The following is a 17367-nucleotide window of genomic DNA, read 5'->3' on the forward strand; positions in this document are numbered from 1 at the left end:
CTGAGATTGATTAACTTGTGCGGGAGACTAAGACGCGCCAAAGTTTTTCTAACGGACCTTGATTGAATTTGCGTAAATAGACATCGGCTAATAGCAACTGTAACACACTGTAAATAATGGCAATGGAGAGATAACCTATCCTGTCTAGTGAGTACAACCAGTCTGGTGCAATATAACGTAATAATAAAATACCAACAATAGACTGGAGAATGTACAAACTAAATGCCATTCGGCCGGCATTTTGCAGAAGTGTTAGTCTGTGGGGGGCATTTTGACAAAATTTAACAATAATATGGATATAAATTAATGCCGTCGCAATAGCGCTGAACCATAATAATAGGTCTGACATCGCTTCCCACCTCGGATTGCCGCTGAGACTGAATAGCGAATCTAATGATGACAATATGATGGCCCAAAATACGCATTGCCACAGGGTTTTTTTCTCTAATCCATTGGTAAAAATGTTGCGTTTATATAATGCCATCCCCAATAACATTAGACCTGCGATATACCACATTAGGGTTAACGGAATAACCGCTAACATGTAAGCCAACATGGTTAAATGCAGAGTGAGTTGTTGCTTGTAGCTGCCTGTCCAAGCTGACAGTTGCTCGATGAAAAATGCTGAGTCGCGTATATAAACGTGCTCGTCAGGCATAAGTGAAATGAGCGCAATGGGGATCAATGATAACAAGATAAACCCTCTGGCTTTGCGCAGTAGCTCATCAGCATTGAGATTGATGTAGCGAAAAGCCAATAACCCACTCACGCCATAAGACAATAATATATCTCCTGGGAAGATAACAATAGCGTGGATTACCCCAAAGACGATTAACCAATATAAGCGGGATTTTATCTGATTATTTTGGGATGGTGCCGCGACGGCAGATACCGGTCTCGCTTGCTGGCGTTGATATTGGATTAATAATCCCACCCCAAAAAGCATGGCGAATAGGCTAAAGAAGCGTCCTTCTAAAAAAAAGTTGCTGAAAATGAGTATGGCTATATCTGTTGTAGGTTGAATTTCATGAGGAGCATAGCCCAAAAAGCTATTGCCCATAAAATAGATATTAAGGAAGAAAATACCTAATACGCCAACACCTCTGATTGCATCAAGATTGGCTAAACGTATTGATTGAATGGGAGAACCATGCTTATTCATGTTAGTTGTACTTAATCTCTGAATTCCTCTTACTATTAGCTGTTTATAAGCCCTCTTTATTAAATAAAGATGCGCGACTAGAGATTAACAGCCAAACCTTGTAATGCCGCTAGAAAATATTGTTAAGTAGGGCAAAGCATCATAAAAAAACCAAACGACCCGCTTTAATGCCGATCCCTTGGTTTTTTTACAATAGAGATATTTATTGGGTGGTTTGCACTTCAAGGAACGGGATTGTACCTGTCGGCAACATGGTGGTCGGCAATTTTCCATCCCAGCGTTCAGCTTTAGTCAATTCAACTAAATTTTGATTTTGCGCTAGCGCTTCTGCACGAATTTTAATGGCTGATGCTTCTGCGTTACCTTTAATTCGGATACTTTCTGCTTCGGCAATGGCACGGGCCAGTTGCGAGTCTGCTTCAGCTTGCGCTTGAGTCACGGCAATTTGGGCACTCACGCGCTCTTTTTTAAGATTTTGTAATTGGGTTTGCACTTCTACTTCTGCGCGCATTCTGTCTTCTACCGATTTTTCGTAAGCATTGCTAAAGTCGATATTTTCAATTTGCACTGAGTTAATGGTCGCCGGGCCTTTAATCGATTGAGTAATGGCTTCGGTGACATCAATACCAAACTTGATCCGTTCTTGAACCGCAGAAATAGCGGTATATTTACCAAAAATATTCTCAATTTGAGTCGGCACTTGGCGGTCAAGTAAGCGCGATACCATTAAGTCTATGCTTTTAAATTTTGCATACACTTCTTCAACACGATCTGGCGGTATGCTGAATGTCACTGAGGCGCGTAAAGTTGCGGGTTGTTGATCGCGGCTATAAGCCTGTAAACCTTGGTAATTTGCTGTGTGAGTTTGAGTTGAAATTTTAACCACGGTATCCATAAGCGGAATTTTAAACCCAAGCCCTGGTTCTGCAGTATCGATAATTTTACCGTTACGTAGCACGACGCCACGTTCGCCCTGATCAACGGTATACCAGCTGCCATATAAGCTGATAAGCATTATTAGCAAAATAGCGATCGGAATAATTTTTCCTAGATGATTTTTGTTGGCTTGCGCCAGATCATTCTTTAACATTATGCTTCCCTAGCAAAAGTGAATAAGGTGATTAATTTACTTCGTTATTTTTTGAGGTTTCTCTGAAATCCATAGCTTAATATGCCCTTGGACTACCACAACACCATTAGTATCATAGGCCTTTACGTCAACTAACATATCACCCACTTGCCATTGTTCTGATTTTACCTGTGCAACACATAAAATGTCGCTACCCGCTTTTGCGGTGTAATCAACGCTCATGCCCTTTGGGATCCAACGTAAATGAGCCGGGATCGATGCTTCTGCCATCGTGCCCATGGCCATTTCTAAGCCATTACAAATGGCTATTACATGCACGGTACCAATATGATTTTGGACTTTTTTGCGTTTTTTTATTAAACATTCGCAGCGGTTAACGCGTAAATCGCTTATGTAAGGGTGTACTGTGCCAAAATAGGGCGCCATCCGAGACACCATTTTAGAGAAAATATGCTTACCCAATGGATAAGCAGTGACTTTGTGGTATAGCGACATGACTTTATTGGGTTTTGTGTGGGTCATAAATAAACTTTACTCGTTATTTTATCGGATGAGGTTAACATTGTTGTAACCTGTGGAAAAGCCCCGATCAATATTTTCCATCGCTCATTACACAGGGCACAGGTATAATTTACCGGTGTAGACACATTGAAGGATGAATTTTGAAAACTGACTCACTGTTATTGAATTATTTCAAAGGTATGGCCATGGGCGCTGCAGATGTTGTGCCGGGCGTATCGGGTGGCACTATCGCATTTATTAGCGGTATTTTAGATCCATTATTGGATGGCATTCGCAAGATTAACTTGTCTTTAGTAGGGATTATCAAACACAAAGGGATTAAAGCTGCTTTTTTACATATTAATGGTCCTTTTTTGCTGTGCGTGTTCGGCGGGATTTTAACCAGTATTTTTACCTTAGCTAAGCTAATTTCTTGGTTGTTGGTGACACATCCTATACCTGTGTGGTCGTTCTTTTTGGGCTTGATTCTGTTTTCCGTGGTTCACATGCTTAAACAAGTGAATAAATTCAGTGCTATTCGGGTTGCCATGTTTATTGTCGGCGTCGCCTTTGCGTGGGCCATTACCGTGTTGCACCCCATTGAATTGCAAGTGAGTTACCTTAACTTCTTTTTCTGTGGTGCGATTGCTATCTGCGCCATGATATTACCCGGTATTTCAGGCAGTTTTATTTTACTGCTTTTAGGGATGTACCCCGCGGTGTTAGCGGCGGCTAAAGGATTTGATATTGTGTATTTGGCCTGTTTTGCTATTGGGGCTGTGGTTGGATTATTAAGTTTTAGTCACGTGTTATCGGCATTGTTACGTAAATTCCATGATGCAACATTATTGTTTTTAACCGGATTAATGCTGGGGACATTAGGTAAGATTTGGCCTTGGAAACAAGTAATTAGCTGGCGCGAGAATTCTAAAGGCGAGTTAGTGCCATTGGTAGAGCAAAATCTATCCCCATTTCAATTTGAGCAAATCACCGGTGAGTCATCGCAACTGTTTGTGGCGATTGTGTGTGTGTTTGTGGGCATTGGTCTGGTATGGGGGGTAGAGCGTCTAGGGGCGAAAGCTCAGGCTTAATATGCACAATATGTCAATCGATCCCTATAAAGCAGAACTCGCGTTCTGCTTTATTTTTATGGCAAATATGCAGACTATGATTGCAAATACAGCCAATATGCTTGAATAATACAATAATGAACTTAATTGGTGTATTACGCGTATTTTTTTAGCATATTGTATGGGTAAAGATAACCTCATTTTTCATCCCGCTTAGGGATATTACGGCCGCCACAGGAGTGCATAACATGCCAGATACCGATTCATTTGTGCCACAAAAAATCCAAATTGGGATCAGCAGCTGCTTGCTGGGTAATCAAGTCCGTTTTGATGGTGGACACAAAAATTCTTATTACTGTAAACAAGAAATTGAACCGTTTTTTGAATACATCACAGTCTGTCCTGAGATGGCCATTGGCATGGGCACACCGCGTAAAAGTATTCGCCAAGTGCGAGACGGCGATGTGGTGCATATTCGCAGTGCTGATGGATCGCTCGATGTGACTGACAAGCTTAATGAGTATTCCCAAGCCAAAGTGGAAGAACTAGATTACTTGGGCGGTTATATTTTATGTGCAAAATCACCAACATGTGGCATGGAAAGGGTTACCGAGTACAAAATTGGTACCAATCATGGCACTAAAACCGGTGTGGGTGTTTTTGCAAAAAAATTAATGGAACGCTACCCATTTCTGCCTGTAGAAGAAGAAGGGCGTTTACATGACTTGCCATTAAGAGAAAACTTTTTTACCCGCGTATTTGCTTATAACGATTGGAAGAAAATGACTCAATCGGGTCTCACTAAACACAAGCTAATGCAGTTTCATTCGCGTTATAAGTATTTATTAATGGCCCACAGTCCACAGTGGTACAGAGATTTAGGGCCTATATTGGCCGATATTCAAGATGTGGAGCAAACCGCACAACAATATTTTGAAGGCTTTATGACGGCACTCAAAATTATTGCTACCCGCAAAAATCACACCAGTACTTTGCAGCACATTCAAGGCTATTTTAAGAAACAGCTCAATGCGAGACAAAAAGAAGAGTTGAGCGAATCGATTTTAAAATATCGCCAAGGGCTATTGCCTTTGTTAGTGCCTATTACCTTGATTAATCATTACGTACGCGAATTTCCCACCGCGTACATTGAAGAGCAAGTGTATTTAAATCCGCACCCAGAAGCGCTAAAGCTTCGCTATGCCTATTAGGTTGCCGGTAATATGAGTAACGTAAATAGCTTAATGTGGTTTAGGCAAGACTTGCGGGTTGGCGATAATCCAGCCCTTGTGGCAGCGTGTCAATTTGCCCAACAACATCAAGGCAAGGTTCGGGCTGTGTATATTGTTACTCCGTCGCAATGGGCGCAGCATGATGTGGCGCCAATACAAATTGATTTTATCCAGCGTCATGTCAATCTATTAGCACAGTCGCTTGCTGCCTTAGGCATATCATTGGATGTGCTGCATCTTGAGTGGTTTAGCGATACCCAGACCGCTTTAAATGATTACTTACAACAACATAATATTGATGCTGTTTTCGCTGGTAACGAGCCGGAAATTAACGAACGTCGCCGTGATAGCGCATTAATTGGCCAGGGGTTGCCACTGACGTTAATCGATCAAGACTGCGTATTTGCAGCCGGACAAGTGCAAAATTTGTCCGGTGATATGTACAAGGTGTTTACCCCATTTGCTAAAAAATGGAAAAGTATTGCCAGTCAAAAAGCGATAGTGCCTTTAGCCGCGCCAGCACCTGTTGCTGCAGCGCTGGCATTGCCAGCGGCTATCGAATTTAATTGCCCAACACACAGCAGCGATCAATGGGCTGCAGGAGAGGGCGTTGCAAAGCGAATACTGGATCAATTTTTAGCAAGCCAAGTAGAAGATTATCAAGCCGAAAGAGATTTTCCTGCCCTAGAAGGTACTAGCCGCTTATCACCCTTTTTAGCCATCGGAGTAATGAGTTCGCGTCAATGTGTAGCGGCAATTTTAGCGCGTTACCCCCAAGCGTTAGTGGATGATACTTGCCTTGCTAAAACATGGCTCAATGAACTGATTTGGCGTGAATTTTATCATCATTTGCTGGTGGCATTTCCACGTTTATCCATGAACCATAACTTTAATGAACTGGGTAAGGCGATTGCGTGGCGCAATAATCCTGATGAGTTTACTGCCTGGTGTGACGGGCAAACGGGCTACCCGATTGTAGACGCAGCCATGCGCCAACTAAACCAAACGGGCTGGATGCATAATCGCTTGCGTATGGTAGTAGCCAGTTTTTTAACCAAGCATTTATTGATCGATTGGCGTTGGGGCGAACGTTATTTTAGGCAAAAACTGATTGATGGTGATTTAGCCGCTAACAATGGCGGCTGGCAGTGGTCTGCAGGCACAGGCTGCGATGCGCAACCTTATTTTCGAGTGTTTAATCCGATGACTCAAAGCAGCAAATTTGATCCAGATGCCAGTTTTATAAAGCGTTATGTTAGTGAGGTATCAGGTTGGTCTTTGGCTGATATTCATCAACCTAAATCTATTAATGTTAATGATCTGTTTGCACAACGACAAGATGACCGATACCCAGAGCCTATTGTCGAACACAAGATGGCGCGACTTCGGGCGATAGAGGTGTTAAGTGCGCTAAAGCGTGGTTAAGCCTTTTTATTAACAACCAAGACCAATTGTTCAGTTAACTTAGTTTGACTGCCTTGATTCGATACATCAGCAAAATCACGGTAAGGCCGCTATTATCTTTTAGGATAATAGCGGTTTTTTTTTGCGTTAGATCACACTATGAGCTTGGCTCAATAGCGAATATGTGAGTATTGATTGAAGCCGATCGATTAACAGCATAGAATAGCGCAATTAAAGATTCATATATTATACATGTTTAAATCTTGTTGATGTTAACCCACTAAGTGAGTGTACTGCTTATGCTGAATATTGATGATCCCGCTAAAATTGATAACACGCCTGCAATATGGCGTTTGGGCTTTAGGCCGTTTTTTCTTGGCGGCGCAATTCTCGCAGCCTTATACATTCCGCTTTGGCTAATGGGTTGGTTCACACCACAATATAGTTTATTTAGCACTGAGTTTTGGACAAATGTGGTGCCGCTATGGTGGCATCCTCATGAAATGTTATTTGGCTTTGCGATGGCCATAGTGTGTGGTTTTCTGCTCACGGCAGTGCAAGCGTGGACCAATCAACCCACCATCACGGGTCGCGCATTAATGGTTACGTTTGGCTGTTGGCTCATTGCTCGCTTGATGTTGCTATTACCGATGAACATTCCGTTGGTATTACCGGCAATATTTGACAGCTTATTTTTAGGTTTGAGCGCTTATGCATTATGGCGCTGTATTTATCCAGTCAAACAATGGCGCAATATTGGTTTTCCCATCATGCTCATCGTTGCATTGCTGGTGAATTTAGCCAGTTATTATGCGTTGTCGGAACGTGATTTTTCGTTATCGACTCAGTTATGGCAAGGGATGATTTGGTGGTTCGCGATGGTGATCACCATAGTGGGTGGACGGGTGATCCCATTTTTTACCGCAATGAAAATTAAACAACCCAAGCCCGATCCCATTAATGCGCTAGAGAATACGTTAATATTTGTAATGGGTTTACTGTTTGTTCAAGCGATAAGCCATTGGTTGCCTAAGGGTGTTGAACAGATACTGCTTGCTGTTGCGGGCATATTACATTTACTTCGAGTTGCTCGTTGGCAAGCCCATAAAACCTTAAAAGAACCGATGTTGTGGTCGTTACATATTTCTTATTTATCGTTGCCGCTGACACTGTTATTAATGGCAATCAATATCGACAACGAATATGCCTATCGCACCTTGCTACATCTGTTTGCCATTGGTGGAATTGCATCATTGTGTTTATCAATGATTTCACGGGTTTCTCTCGGGCACACGAGTCGTAATATATACCAAGGCCCAAACATGACGTTGGCATTTTTATCTGTGCCTCTCGCTGCCGTGTTACGTGCAGGAATGCCGCTATTGATGCCTGAATATACCCAAGTCTGGTTGTGGGCTGCAGGCGCGTGTTGGTTTATTGGTTTTGGTTCGTTTGTGTGGTTTTATGCGCCAATTTTAATGCGTCCGCGTCTTGATGGTCGTCCAGGCTAGTTTGAGCGCAATTTAAATAAATTTATCCAAGCAACGAATTTGGTAAACGTTAACTAAAGCAGTTAACTAAAGCCGTTAATAAACGTAATGTTACAGACTTACGGTTCTATCTAGTAATTTTAATTAAGCGATTAACAGAGAAAGGTTAGCAATATGATGGTTCAACTTGTCGACGTGGTAATGAAAGCAACGCGGCCGATGCGAAGTAAGGTAGGGTTAAGCATCGTTATTTCCGCACTCGCGCTGCTGAGTCTGACATCTTGGTCGCTTAAAAGTGCTGAAGTGGATCCCAATCAACTTAAATTTCCACAACAATATGATTCTTGGCAAGCGACAGAAGAACAAACCGAACGAGACGATATATTGGCGCAATATCCTGCCAATATCATTTTGTGGGCGGGTTCGTCATTTGCCAAAGAATACCATAGCCCTCGTGGTCATCAATTTGCTGTGGCTGACGTGACACATACTTTGCGCACTGGTGTTGCAATAGCTGAAGGTGACAAAGGCTTATCTGCCAGTTGCTGGACCTGTAAAACACCCGATGCACCAAGATTGATCAAAGAAATGGGTATTCAAGGTTTTTCAGGTGCCAATTTTGTCGATTTAGGCCGTGAAATCAAATCTGTTGTCTATTGCAGCGATTGTCATGTTGATGGCAGCGCTGAACTGGCATTGCCTCGCCCTCATGCTCAAAATGCGATGGCTAAAATTAAATTACCGTTTGATCAACAAGACCGTAGCATGCAAGGGGCACAGGTTTGTGGTCAATGTCATGTGAGTTATTATTTCCAGCCTGAAAATAATAACAAAGTTAATATTCCATGGATTTTCGGCAGCACTGCCGATGCAATTGAAAAGTATTATGACACTCGCCGCTTTTATGAATGGATCCACCCCATTTCTAAAACCCCAATATTAAAAGCGCGTCATCCAGAGTTTGAGCATTGGAGTCGTTCGGTTCACGCTAAGCAAGGCGTGACCTGTATAACCTGTCATATGCCGCCTGCGACCGATGAAAAAGGCGCTACATTTACTGACCATAAGGTTGGTGGCGCATTAGACAATTTTGATCGTAGTTGTGCAAGTTGTCATAGTAGTGAAGCGGCCATCACCAAAAAGCTTGATAAAACCAAGGCTAATATTGATGCTAAATCACGAAATGTAGAGTCATTACTGATTAAAGCACATTATGAAGCTAAAGCGGCATGGGATGCGGGGGCCACATGGCCGCAAATGAATGATGCGATTATGGCTATACGTCATTCACAATGGCGTTGGGATTTTGCGACAGCATCACATGGAATGTACGCTCATAATCCTAAAGAAGGCATTGAACTACTGGATAAATCGACTGAACAGGTTACTTATGCACGTGAAGCATTAGCCCGCATTTTGAGTCAATTATCCGTTACTGAGGTTGAGTATCCAGATTACAGTACCAAAGAAAAAGCCCATGCTGCTATTGGCTTTATTGAAGCCGACGCCATTAAAGCCAAGCAAGCTTTTATTAAACAAGAAGTTGATAAGTACTGGCAGCCGGTAGCTAAAAAAGGTTACTAAGCTTCTGAATAAAAGCACCCCAATTACTGACTTTATTAACGCCTAAGCCCTGCTTAGGCGTTTTGCTTTGTGACTGGTGTAAAACGGTGATCTACTTCCTGCGCTATCTCGTATTAATTCCCAGTTAGTTTTTATTTACTTCACGGCCAATAAATACTTTTATCTTGTTGTCATATAAGGCATTCTTATAAGTATGTTCCGTGAGTTTTCTGGGTCACGTAATAGGAGTTGGTAAATGCAAGGCGCACCGTCGATAGTTGATACTCAATCAGAACCATTAAATCCGGATAGCTCAGCGTCCATTAATGGTCATCCTGCTATTATTGATGCATTTATAGATATGTATCAAAAGCTTAATAAAGATAACTTATCAATGTTAGCGCAAGTGTATCGTGACGATATTCGCTTTCAAGATCCGCTCCATAAAGTGGAAGGCATTGCACCACTAACGCGTTATTTTGCTAACATGTACCAAAATGTCACCCACATTGAATTTGATATTAAAGAAGTGGTTATCAGTGCTAATCAGCAACAAGCTGGATTATATTGGACCATGACCTACTCGCACCCTAAGTTAAACAAAGGGCAGAGTATCAATGTCGAAGGCATGTCACAGCTTAGGTTTAGCGATAAAATTTTTGCCCACCGAGATTACTTTGATGTAGGCCAAATGCTCTATGAGCAAGTGCCATTTTTAGGTGGCTTAATTGGATTACTCAAAAATAGGGCGGGCAAGTAATGACTAACACCAATGACAAACAGCTTGCAGTACTGATCACCGGTGCCAGCTCAGGCATTGGTCTTGCTTTAGCTCAGCACTATATCCGTGAAGGTTTTGCGGTAATTGCCTGTGGTCGCAACGAACAAAACTTGGCGAAAATTTCATCTGCAACCCCTTTGGTATTTGATATCACTGACATTGGACAAGTGTCTGCGGCATCTCTTCACTTGCAACAACTGCTAAAAGATAACGGCTGGAAGTTGCACCATATCATTCTAAATGCCGGAAGTTGTGAATACATTGACGATCCATTACATTTTGACTCGGCACTATTTTCCCGAGTGATCAATACCAATGTGGTGGCGATGGGTTATTGCCTTGAGCATTTTTTGCCTTTACTGAGTCGTGGTGCACAACTTGGATTAATGAGTTCAAGTGCCACTTATTTACCATTTCCGCGTGCCGAAGCCTATGGTGCATCTAAAGCGGCTATTGGTTATTTAGGTCGTAGTTTACGGGTTGACCTTGCTCAGCATGGTATTGGGGTGAGTGTCATTTGCCCAGGCTTTGTTAAAACCCCGTTAACCGCCAAAAATGACTTTGCCATGCCAATGCAAATCAGTGCCGAGCAAGCTGCGACTGAAATTTTTAATGGCATGCAGCGTCAACGACGTGAGATCCATTTTCCAACTAAATTTACTTGGTTACTTAAATTAGCCTCTTTATTACCAGAAAAATTATTAGTGTATTTTTTGGCGCCCAAATAGCTGGAACAATAAAATTAACAATAAAATTAACAATAAAAGTAACAATAAAAGTAACAATAAAAGTAACAATAATAATTATTAGGTCAAGGATTAACTTAATGAAAAATATCGCCGTGATTGGTTCTGGAATTTCCGGTTTAACCTGCGCCCATCTATTAAGCCGTGAACACACGGTAACTGTGTTTGAGGCCAATGATTATATTGGCGGACATACCGCTACAGTAGATGTGGAAGTGGCTGGGCAGCAATACGCCATTGATTCTGGTTTTATTGTGTTTAATGACCGTACCTATCCGCGTTTTGAAAAATTAATGGCGCAGCTTGAGATTAAGTCTCTCCCTACAGAAATGAGTTTTAGTGTTAATAATGCACTCACCGGGCTTGAATATAATGGCAATAATTTGTGGAGCTTATTTGCCCAGCGTCGTAATTTACTCCGTCCGAGTTTTTATCGATTTTTGGGCGAAATTGTTCGTTTTAACAATGGTTGTAAAGTGATTTATGAGGCCGACAAATACCCTACCGCTTCATTAGGTGAGTACCTTAATGAACAAGGTTTTTCTGCCTTTTTCTGTGAGCATTACATTCTGCCTATGGGCGCGGCTATTTGGTCTGCCAGTATTGATGACATGCGTGGTTTTTCTCTGCGATTTTTTATTCGATTTTTCCAACACCATGGTTTATTAAATATTAATGATCGACCGCAATGGTATGTGCTTGAAGGTGGATCGCGCAGTTATATCCCCGCCTTAACCGCGCCTTTCAAAGATCGCATCCAGCTAAATTCTCCAGTTACCGGTATTAAACGCGCCGATGATGGTGTGTATGTTCAAGTTGCTAAAGGCGAATGGCAGCGCTTTGATGATGTGGTGTTAAGTTGTCACAGCGATCAAGCATTAGCCATGTTAACCGATGCTACTGAAGACGAAATAGACGTGTTAGCTGCGATGGAATATCAAAATAATGAAGTGGTACTGCACACTGACATTAATTTGTTGCCTAAGCGCAAAGCGGCGTGGGCAAGCTGGAACTATCGTTTGGATGGCAATAACCCGCAAGATGTTGCCCAGCGTCCAGCCAGTGTGACCTATAATATGAATATTTTGCAGTGCTTGCCTGCCAGTGCACCCACATTCTGTGTCACCTTAAATCAAACTGCATTAATTGACGACAGTAAAATTTTGCGCAAGTTTAATTATGCTCACCCAGTTTTTAATGATGCTAGCATGAAGTCTCAAGCGAAAAAGTCGCTTATTAATGGTAAACATAATACTTACTTTGCCGGAGCTTATTGGCATAATGGATTTCATGAGGACGGCGTTCGTAGCGCGGTTGAAGTATGTGATCTGTTTGGGATTAGTTTATGAATCAAACCACATCGGTAATGGAACATGATCAATTAAACAGTGGCATTTATTGCGGCAATATAAACCATCGCCGTCATACGCCTAAGTTGCATCATTTTGGTTATAATATTGCGATGATGGCGATTGATTTAGATGAACTGCCTGCATTAACGGCGGTCAGTAAGTTGTTTTCAACAGACAAATTTACCCCGCTTAAATTTAATCCCAGTGATTACCTCAATGCCCTCGATAAGCAATTTGGTGACAAGCTTGTCTTGAACCAAGCCTGTCATGGCAATGATGCTATGGCCTTGAAGCTGCGCGTGTTAGCAACCATTAAGCATCTTGGGGCCACACAAGTATGCGATAAAATTATATTTTCTGGACAAATACGCCACTGTGGTTTTTACTTTAGTCCGGTCAACTTTTACTTTTGCTATCATCAAAATGACATGGTTTATATGCTTGCTGAGGTGAGTAATACTCCTTGGAATGAGCGCCATTGTTATCTGGTCGATATTGCCCATACTATTCAAACCGACAAAGTATTTCCTGTGTCGCCGTTTATGAATTTAGAGATGCATTATCTGTGGCGTATTACGCCGCCAGCCAAGCATTTAAAAGTGATCATTGAAAATCGAAATGCTAATAATGATAAATTATTTGATGCCAGTTTAGTGTTAAAACGCCAACCAATTACTTCGAGTTCCATGCGTCAATTTATGTTGAGTTATCCATTAATGACCAGCAAAATTATGTTAGGTATTTATTGGCAAGCAATGAAGTTATTTATTAAACGGATCCCATTTGTCGGCAAACAAACTATTAAGGTGAGTTAGGCCTGTTGACCTATCGAGATGAATTTTACCAGCAAACAACAATCGGCCCCTCACTCTTGCAAAATGTGAATAGCAAAATGTAAACCAAATGGATGGTTACCACGTACTAAGCTGTAATGACGCCAATAAAGCGAATAATACAGTGTACGAACTGGAGAGATGACATGGAAAATATGGCGACGGAAAGTAGCATGACTCAAGCGAGTCTATCTGACAGTCTTGCAAGGAAAATTTTACTTCGCGCATTAGCCCATCTTGCTGAAGGGCATTTAACTATTGTTGACGGCAACCAAACGTCTGAGTTTGGTAACGTTAACAGCAACGTTCACGCCACCATGCAAGTCAAGCATGCTAACTTTTATCGTCAAGTGGTGTTTGGTGGCTCAATTGGTGCCGGTGAAGCTTATATTCAAGGTCACTGGAGCAGTCAAGATTTAACCAAAGTGGTGCAAATTTTTGCTAAAAACTTAGCCTTGTTAGACAATATTGAACGCTATTTTTCATGGTTGAGTAATAGTGTTAACCGGATTAAGCATGTGTTTAATCGTAATTCTGAACAAGGTTCAAAGCGCAATATTCTGGCTCATTACGATTTAGGTAATGACATGTATAAACAGTTTCTTGACCCGGAAATGATGTATTCAAGTGCACTTTATCCGAACGATGATAGCAATCTAAATGAAGCGCAATTACATAAGTTGCAAACCATCTGTGAACGCCTAGACTTATCGCCAGGTCAAACATTACTTGAGGTTGGTACCGGTTGGGGGGCATTAGCTATTTATGCTGCAAAACACTATGGCGTAAATGTTACCACCACCACTATTTCCGATGCGCAATATGAGTTCGCTGTTGAACGAGTTAAGCAACTAGGCCTTGAAGATAAGATCACCTTACTCAAACAAGATTACCGCTTATTGACTGGCGAATATGATCGCATTGTCTCTATTGAAATGATCGAAGCTGTGGGTCACGAATATTTAGGCGGGTTTTTTGAAAAGCTACAGCATTTACTTAAGTCTGAAGGGCGAATGCTGATCCAAGCTATTACCATTGCCGATCAACGTTATGACAGTTATCGCAAGAGTGTCGACTTTATTCAGCGCTACATCTTTCCTGGTGGCTGTTTACCCTCGGTCAGCGAAATGACCCGACACATTGCCAAGAAAACTGACATGGTTACCTGGTCAATTGACGACATGGGTAGAGATTATGCCCGCACATTAAAGCATTGGCATGAAAACTTTGATGCCGCTTACGATAAAATAAAAGCGTTAAATTACGGTGACGATTTCATTCGGATGTGGAAGTTTTATCTAAGCTATTGCGAAGGTGGCTTTTTAGAACGTACTACAAGTACAGTTCACTTGGTCGCGGTTAGACCGCTATATCGCCCTTGATAATTGCGTTTTATTGCCCTTAGTGATTTACATCCCCGGTAACGGCTTACCGGGTCGTATCCTCCTATTTGGGTGATATATTATGCCTACTTACGCTTTGCCCTCAACATTATTTATCCTGATTAACGCCGTGTGTTTTCAGTTGGTGTGGTGGTCGGGTGTGATAGCCCAAAACCAACTTATCATACTGTCAATTTTACTGATCATCGGTCATTTTTTATTATCCAATTCTGCTCGTCATGATGCTCTGTTAATGGGTGTTTGTGGTGCAATTGGGATAGTCGTTGACAGCTTATTAGTATGGTTTGGCGTGTTTGAATTCAACATAATCCCTTATTGGTTGGCGGTATTGTGGTGCTATTTTGCTCTCAGTTTAGATTACAGCTTAGCTTTTTTTAAAACCTTACCACTATGGTTACAATCAATACTCGGTGGCGTGTTTGGCTGTTTAAGTTATCTGACGGGCGCTAAATTTGATGCTGTGGTGTTGCCTTTGGGTTATGAAAAGAGTGCACTGATATTGGCATTGATCTGGAGTGGCTTATTTCCCGTATTGATTTGGGTGAGTAAACGTATCGCACCAGCGAATATGGTCTTGGAGAACAATCAATGAAAACCTTACTGAGCACCGACAAGCTGCAGCAAGACAAAGGGCTGCAACCATTAACTCATTGGTTGAGTGAATTGTTATTTGGTGCGGGAGGGGCATTAGTATTAGTAGTGATCATCGCGATTAGTATTAACCATGCTGCTGCCAATAATAGCGACATTGGTTCGACATTGTCGATGCAACCAGCCAATACAACCGATGCAGCCAATATAACCAATAGCGCCAAGACCACAAATAAAGCCAGCATAACAAATACGACATTGATTCAAGTGGGTTCTGCCGACATGAGCTTATTATGGTTCGATATCTACACTGCCAAGCTGTTTTCTCTTGATGGCAACTACCAAGCCAATCGATTCCCAATGATCCTCGATATTCAATATCACCGTGATATCAAAGCCCCTGATTTAGTTGATGCCACTATCGAACAATGGCAACACCTTGGGTTAACCGAAGACGACATCAGCCTGCTAAGCCAGCAATTAGTGCGAGCATGGCCTGATGTTAAACAGGGCGACAGACTTACCTTTAGGGTCAACAATCCTAATGACGCTGCATTTTTACTCAATGACACGCCTTATTATCAAGTGAGTAATGCGCAATTTCCTGAAGCATTTCTCGACATTTGGTTGTCGGAAAAAACCAGCCACCCTAAATTACGCAAACAATTAATTGGAGCCAACTAATGCCCACCATCCTATTCTCTATGCACCACAGAGGTCATATTTTTGCACGAGGGTTGATGAAAAAGTTAGCTTATGTATGTTTATACACAGGATTACTTTTAGGCGTCATGTCATGCTCATCTGCATCGATTGAAGATTATCAAAACACCACCCCCCGGTTAGATTTAGCCACGTTTTTTGATGGTAAGTTAACAGCAGCAGGGATAGTACAAGACTTTTCGGGCAAGGTAACCCGCAAATTTACTGTCACTATGGAAGCAAACTGGACTGATTCTCCTGAAGGTAAGCAAGGAGTGATTAACGAATGGTTTATTTACGATGATGGTGAAAAGCAAACCCGTGTGTGGAAAATTATTGATAAAGGTAATGGGGTTTATCAGGGTACAGCCAATGATATATTAGGCATTGCCCAAGGGGAGTCGCGCGGCAGCGCATTACGCTGGCGTTATGATATGCAATTAGCCGTCGATGGTAGTGAGTATCAAGTGCACTTTGATGATTGGATGTTTCTAGTTGATAACCAAACCATTATTAACAAAAGCGACATTATCAAGTTTGGTATTACTGTCGCTCAAGTGACCTTGGTCATCTCTAAGCAAGAAGACTAATTAACAAGGCTCACTAACAAGATTAAGCAAAAATATTAAGTAACAGACTAAAGCAAAAAGTTAACTCATATAGCTGACTCATATAGCTATATGAGTTGCTAAGCAATAACAGGCCACACAAGGCTAATCTAAAACAAGGTATTCTAACGCCTCTACGGACATAAAAAATGGACTCAATAGAGTCCATTTTTTATGTCCGCCAACAACTTGTATTAACCTTTAAGTTTAGACGCGTCTGACTGTTTCTTGTCGTAATATTCAAATGGAAACTGGTTACGAATTTGCTGGACTAAGTTATCGCCAATATTGGCCGACACATGCAAACGCACGTCACCAGACTTTTCTGCTCTGACAGTGCAAGTCAGTTTATTAGATTTAGCTATTGCACGACAATCACGTTCAAACTTCTCCGGTATTTTGCCTTTATGCTTATTGAGCTTGCCATCTTTAAAATGCATTTCAAAAAGTGTTAATCCACGGCTACCACTAAAAATTAGTTTATAGGCCAGAAAAAATAATACTGCAATGACCAGTATTTTAATAATGTTATCAGCCATAGTTTGCTCCTTTGTGCCGTTTAGTTATACGGTTGCTATAACAATAAGATACTCTCGTACGTCATGGATGCAACGCTATTTTGTTGAAATCTATGCGCAAGATCGAAGTTATGTTCTATCAATAATAGATCATTTAGAAATGCAGCACGCTTTTGTCTTTTAAGTGTGATACCCAAGCCACTTCAACATGCTCGTATTGTCTCCCGAAAGGTAAGCCGAGAAGCAAGCTATTTCTATCCCTATCCCTGAGATGACAAGCGGTGACGAGCGATGACGAACGATGACATACAAGCTAAAATC

The 17367-nt window shown here is 41.7% G+C and carries 17 protein-coding genes; 13 read left to right on the top strand and 4 right to left on the bottom strand.

Features of this window, described 5'->3' with window-relative positions; genetic code table 11:
- Nucleotides 1-10: 10 nt before the first annotated feature.
- From EGC80_RS09665 to EGC80_RS09675, 3 genes are all read right to left on the bottom strand, one after another.
- Nucleotides 11-1162 (bottom strand): DUF418 domain-containing protein, encoded by a 1152-nt coding sequence (locus tag EGC80_RS09665; protein ID WP_124012312.1) that lies wholly within the window; start codon nt 1160-1162, stop codon nt 11-13.
- 202 nt (nt 1163-1364) lie between these two features.
- Entirely contained in the window at nt 1365-2252 is an 888-nt protein-coding gene (locus tag EGC80_RS09670; RefSeq protein WP_124012311.1) for a prohibitin family protein, read from the bottom strand.
- A 36-nt stretch (nt 2253-2288) separates the two neighbouring features.
- Complete coding sequence (locus tag EGC80_RS09675; RefSeq protein ID WP_101034438.1) at nt 2289-2774, bottom strand: hotdog fold domain-containing protein; 486 nt, start codon at nt 2772-2774, stop codon at nt 2289-2291.
- Nucleotides 2775-2953: 179 nt separating this feature from the next.
- Between EGC80_RS09675 and EGC80_RS09680 the strand changes: the two genes are divergently transcribed.
- The 13 genes from EGC80_RS09680 to EGC80_RS09740 all read left to right on the top strand — a co-directional run bounded on the left by EGC80_RS09680 (nt 2954) and on the right by EGC80_RS09740 (nt 16510).
- A complete protein-coding gene (locus tag EGC80_RS09680; RefSeq protein ID WP_101034824.1) occupies nt 2954-3844 on the top strand; it encodes a DUF368 domain-containing protein in 891 nt (296 codons plus the stop codon).
- Nucleotides 3845-4071: 227 nt separating this feature from the next.
- Entirely contained in the window at nt 4072-5034 is a 963-nt protein-coding gene (locus EGC80_RS09685) for a YbgA family protein (RefSeq protein ID WP_124012310.1), read from the top strand.
- Between the two features lie 12 nt (nt 5035-5046).
- A complete protein-coding gene (gene phrB, locus EGC80_RS09690) occupies nt 5047-6480 on the top strand; it encodes a deoxyribodipyrimidine photo-lyase (RefSeq protein ID WP_124012309.1) in 1434 nt (477 codons plus the stop codon).
- Between the two features lie 278 nt (nt 6481-6758).
- Nucleotides 6759-7970: an NnrS family protein gene (locus EGC80_RS09695; protein WP_124012308.1), complete on the top strand. Its 1212-nt coding sequence runs from the start codon at nt 6759-6761 to the stop codon at nt 7968-7970.
- 153 nt (nt 7971-8123) lie between these two features.
- Nucleotides 8124-9533 carry an ammonia-forming cytochrome c nitrite reductase subunit c552 gene (locus tag EGC80_RS09700; RefSeq protein WP_124012307.1) on the top strand — a complete coding sequence of 470 codons (1410 nt, stop codon included), beginning with the start codon at nt 8124-8126 and terminating at the stop codon, nt 9531-9533.
- A gap of 340 nt (nt 9534-9873) precedes the next feature.
- On the top strand, nt 9874-10272 hold the full coding sequence (locus EGC80_RS09705; protein WP_232772238.1) for a nuclear transport factor 2 family protein: 399 nt from the start codon (nt 9874-9876) through the stop codon (nt 10270-10272).
- Nucleotides 10272-11021 carry an SDR family NAD(P)-dependent oxidoreductase gene (locus EGC80_RS09710; RefSeq protein WP_124012306.1) on the top strand — a complete coding sequence of 250 codons (750 nt, stop codon included), beginning with the start codon at nt 10272-10274 and terminating at the stop codon, nt 11019-11021. The genes EGC80_RS09705 and EGC80_RS09710 overlap by 1 nt, the downstream gene beginning before the upstream one ends.
- A gap of 98 nt (nt 11022-11119) precedes the next feature.
- Nucleotides 11120-12388, top strand: coding sequence for an NAD(P)/FAD-dependent oxidoreductase (locus EGC80_RS09715; protein WP_124012305.1), 1269 nt, complete (start codon nt 11120-11122; stop codon nt 12386-12388).
- On the top strand, nt 12385-13206 hold the full coding sequence (locus tag EGC80_RS09720) for a DUF1365 domain-containing protein (protein ID WP_101034446.1): 822 nt from the start codon (nt 12385-12387) through the stop codon (nt 13204-13206). The genes EGC80_RS09715 and EGC80_RS09720 overlap by 4 nt, the downstream gene beginning before the upstream one ends.
- Nucleotides 13207-13370: 164 nt before the next feature.
- Nucleotides 13371-14606 carry an SAM-dependent methyltransferase gene (locus EGC80_RS09725; protein WP_124012304.1) on the top strand — a complete coding sequence of 412 codons (1236 nt, stop codon included), beginning with the start codon at nt 13371-13373 and terminating at the stop codon, nt 14604-14606.
- Between the two features lie 82 nt (nt 14607-14688).
- Complete coding sequence (locus tag EGC80_RS09730; protein ID WP_124012303.1) at nt 14689-15219, top strand: DUF2878 domain-containing protein; 531 nt, start codon at nt 14689-14691, stop codon at nt 15217-15219.
- Nucleotides 15216-15902, top strand: a complete 687-nt coding sequence (locus EGC80_RS09735; protein ID WP_124012302.1) for a chalcone isomerase family protein — start codon at nt 15216-15218, stop codon at nt 15900-15902. The genes EGC80_RS09730 and EGC80_RS09735 overlap by 4 nt, the downstream gene beginning before the upstream one ends.
- A gap of 56 nt (nt 15903-15958) precedes the next feature.
- Complete coding sequence (locus tag EGC80_RS09740; RefSeq protein ID WP_101034450.1) at nt 15959-16510, top strand: DUF3833 domain-containing protein; 552 nt, start codon at nt 15959-15961, stop codon at nt 16508-16510.
- 212 nt (nt 16511-16722) lie between these two features.
- On the opposite strand, the gene EGC80_RS09745 is transcribed toward EGC80_RS09740, so the two are convergent.
- Nucleotides 16723-17067: a DUF3634 family protein gene (locus EGC80_RS09745; protein WP_101034451.1), complete on the bottom strand. Its 345-nt coding sequence runs from the start codon at nt 17065-17067 to the stop codon at nt 16723-16725.
- Nucleotides 17068-17367: the final 300 nt, after the last annotated feature.

The organism is Shewanella psychromarinicola, assembly GCF_003855155.1.
GTDB lineage: Bacteria > Pseudomonadota > Gammaproteobacteria > Enterobacterales > Shewanellaceae > Shewanella > Shewanella psychromarinicola.

Coding starts and splice junctions, on each gene's coding strand:
- EGC80_RS09665 (WP_124012312.1), bottom strand. CDS start 1,162: ATGAATAAGCATGGTTCTCCCATTCAATCAATACGTTTAGCCAATCTT.
- EGC80_RS09670 (WP_124012311.1), bottom strand. CDS start 2,252: ATGTTAAAGAATGATCTGGCGCAAGCCAACAAAAATCATCTAGGAAAA.
- EGC80_RS09675 (WP_101034438.1), bottom strand. CDS start 2,774: ATGACCCACACAAAACCCAATAAAGTCATGTCGCTATACCACAAAGTC.
- EGC80_RS09680 (WP_101034824.1), top strand. CDS start 2,954: ATGGCCATGGGCGCTGCAGATGTTGTGCCGGGCGTATCGGGTGGCACT.
- EGC80_RS09685 (WP_124012310.1), top strand. CDS start 4,072: ATGCCAGATACCGATTCATTTGTGCCACAAAAAATCCAAATTGGGATC.
- phrB (WP_124012309.1), top strand. CDS start 5,047: ATGAGTAACGTAAATAGCTTAATGTGGTTTAGGCAAGACTTGCGGGTT.
- EGC80_RS09695 (WP_124012308.1), top strand. CDS start 6,759: ATGCTGAATATTGATGATCCCGCTAAAATTGATAACACGCCTGCAATA.
- EGC80_RS09700 (WP_124012307.1), top strand. CDS start 8,124: ATGATGGTTCAACTTGTCGACGTGGTAATGAAAGCAACGCGGCCGATG.
- EGC80_RS09705 (WP_232772238.1), top strand. CDS start 9,874: ATGTATCAAAAGCTTAATAAAGATAACTTATCAATGTTAGCGCAAGTG.
- EGC80_RS09710 (WP_124012306.1), top strand. CDS start 10,272: ATGACTAACACCAATGACAAACAGCTTGCAGTACTGATCACCGGTGCC.
- EGC80_RS09715 (WP_124012305.1), top strand. CDS start 11,120: ATGAAAAATATCGCCGTGATTGGTTCTGGAATTTCCGGTTTAACCTGC.
- EGC80_RS09720 (WP_101034446.1), top strand. CDS start 12,385: ATGAATCAAACCACATCGGTAATGGAACATGATCAATTAAACAGTGGC.
- EGC80_RS09725 (WP_124012304.1), top strand. CDS start 13,371: ATGGAAAATATGGCGACGGAAAGTAGCATGACTCAAGCGAGTCTATCT.
- EGC80_RS09730 (WP_124012303.1), top strand. CDS start 14,689: ATGCCTACTTACGCTTTGCCCTCAACATTATTTATCCTGATTAACGCC.
- EGC80_RS09735 (WP_124012302.1), top strand. CDS start 15,216: ATGAAAACCTTACTGAGCACCGACAAGCTGCAGCAAGACAAAGGGCTG.
- EGC80_RS09740 (WP_101034450.1), top strand. CDS start 15,959: ATGAAAAAGTTAGCTTATGTATGTTTATACACAGGATTACTTTTAGGC.
- EGC80_RS09745 (WP_101034451.1), bottom strand. CDS start 17,067: ATGGCTGATAACATTATTAAAATACTGGTCATTGCAGTATTATTTTTT.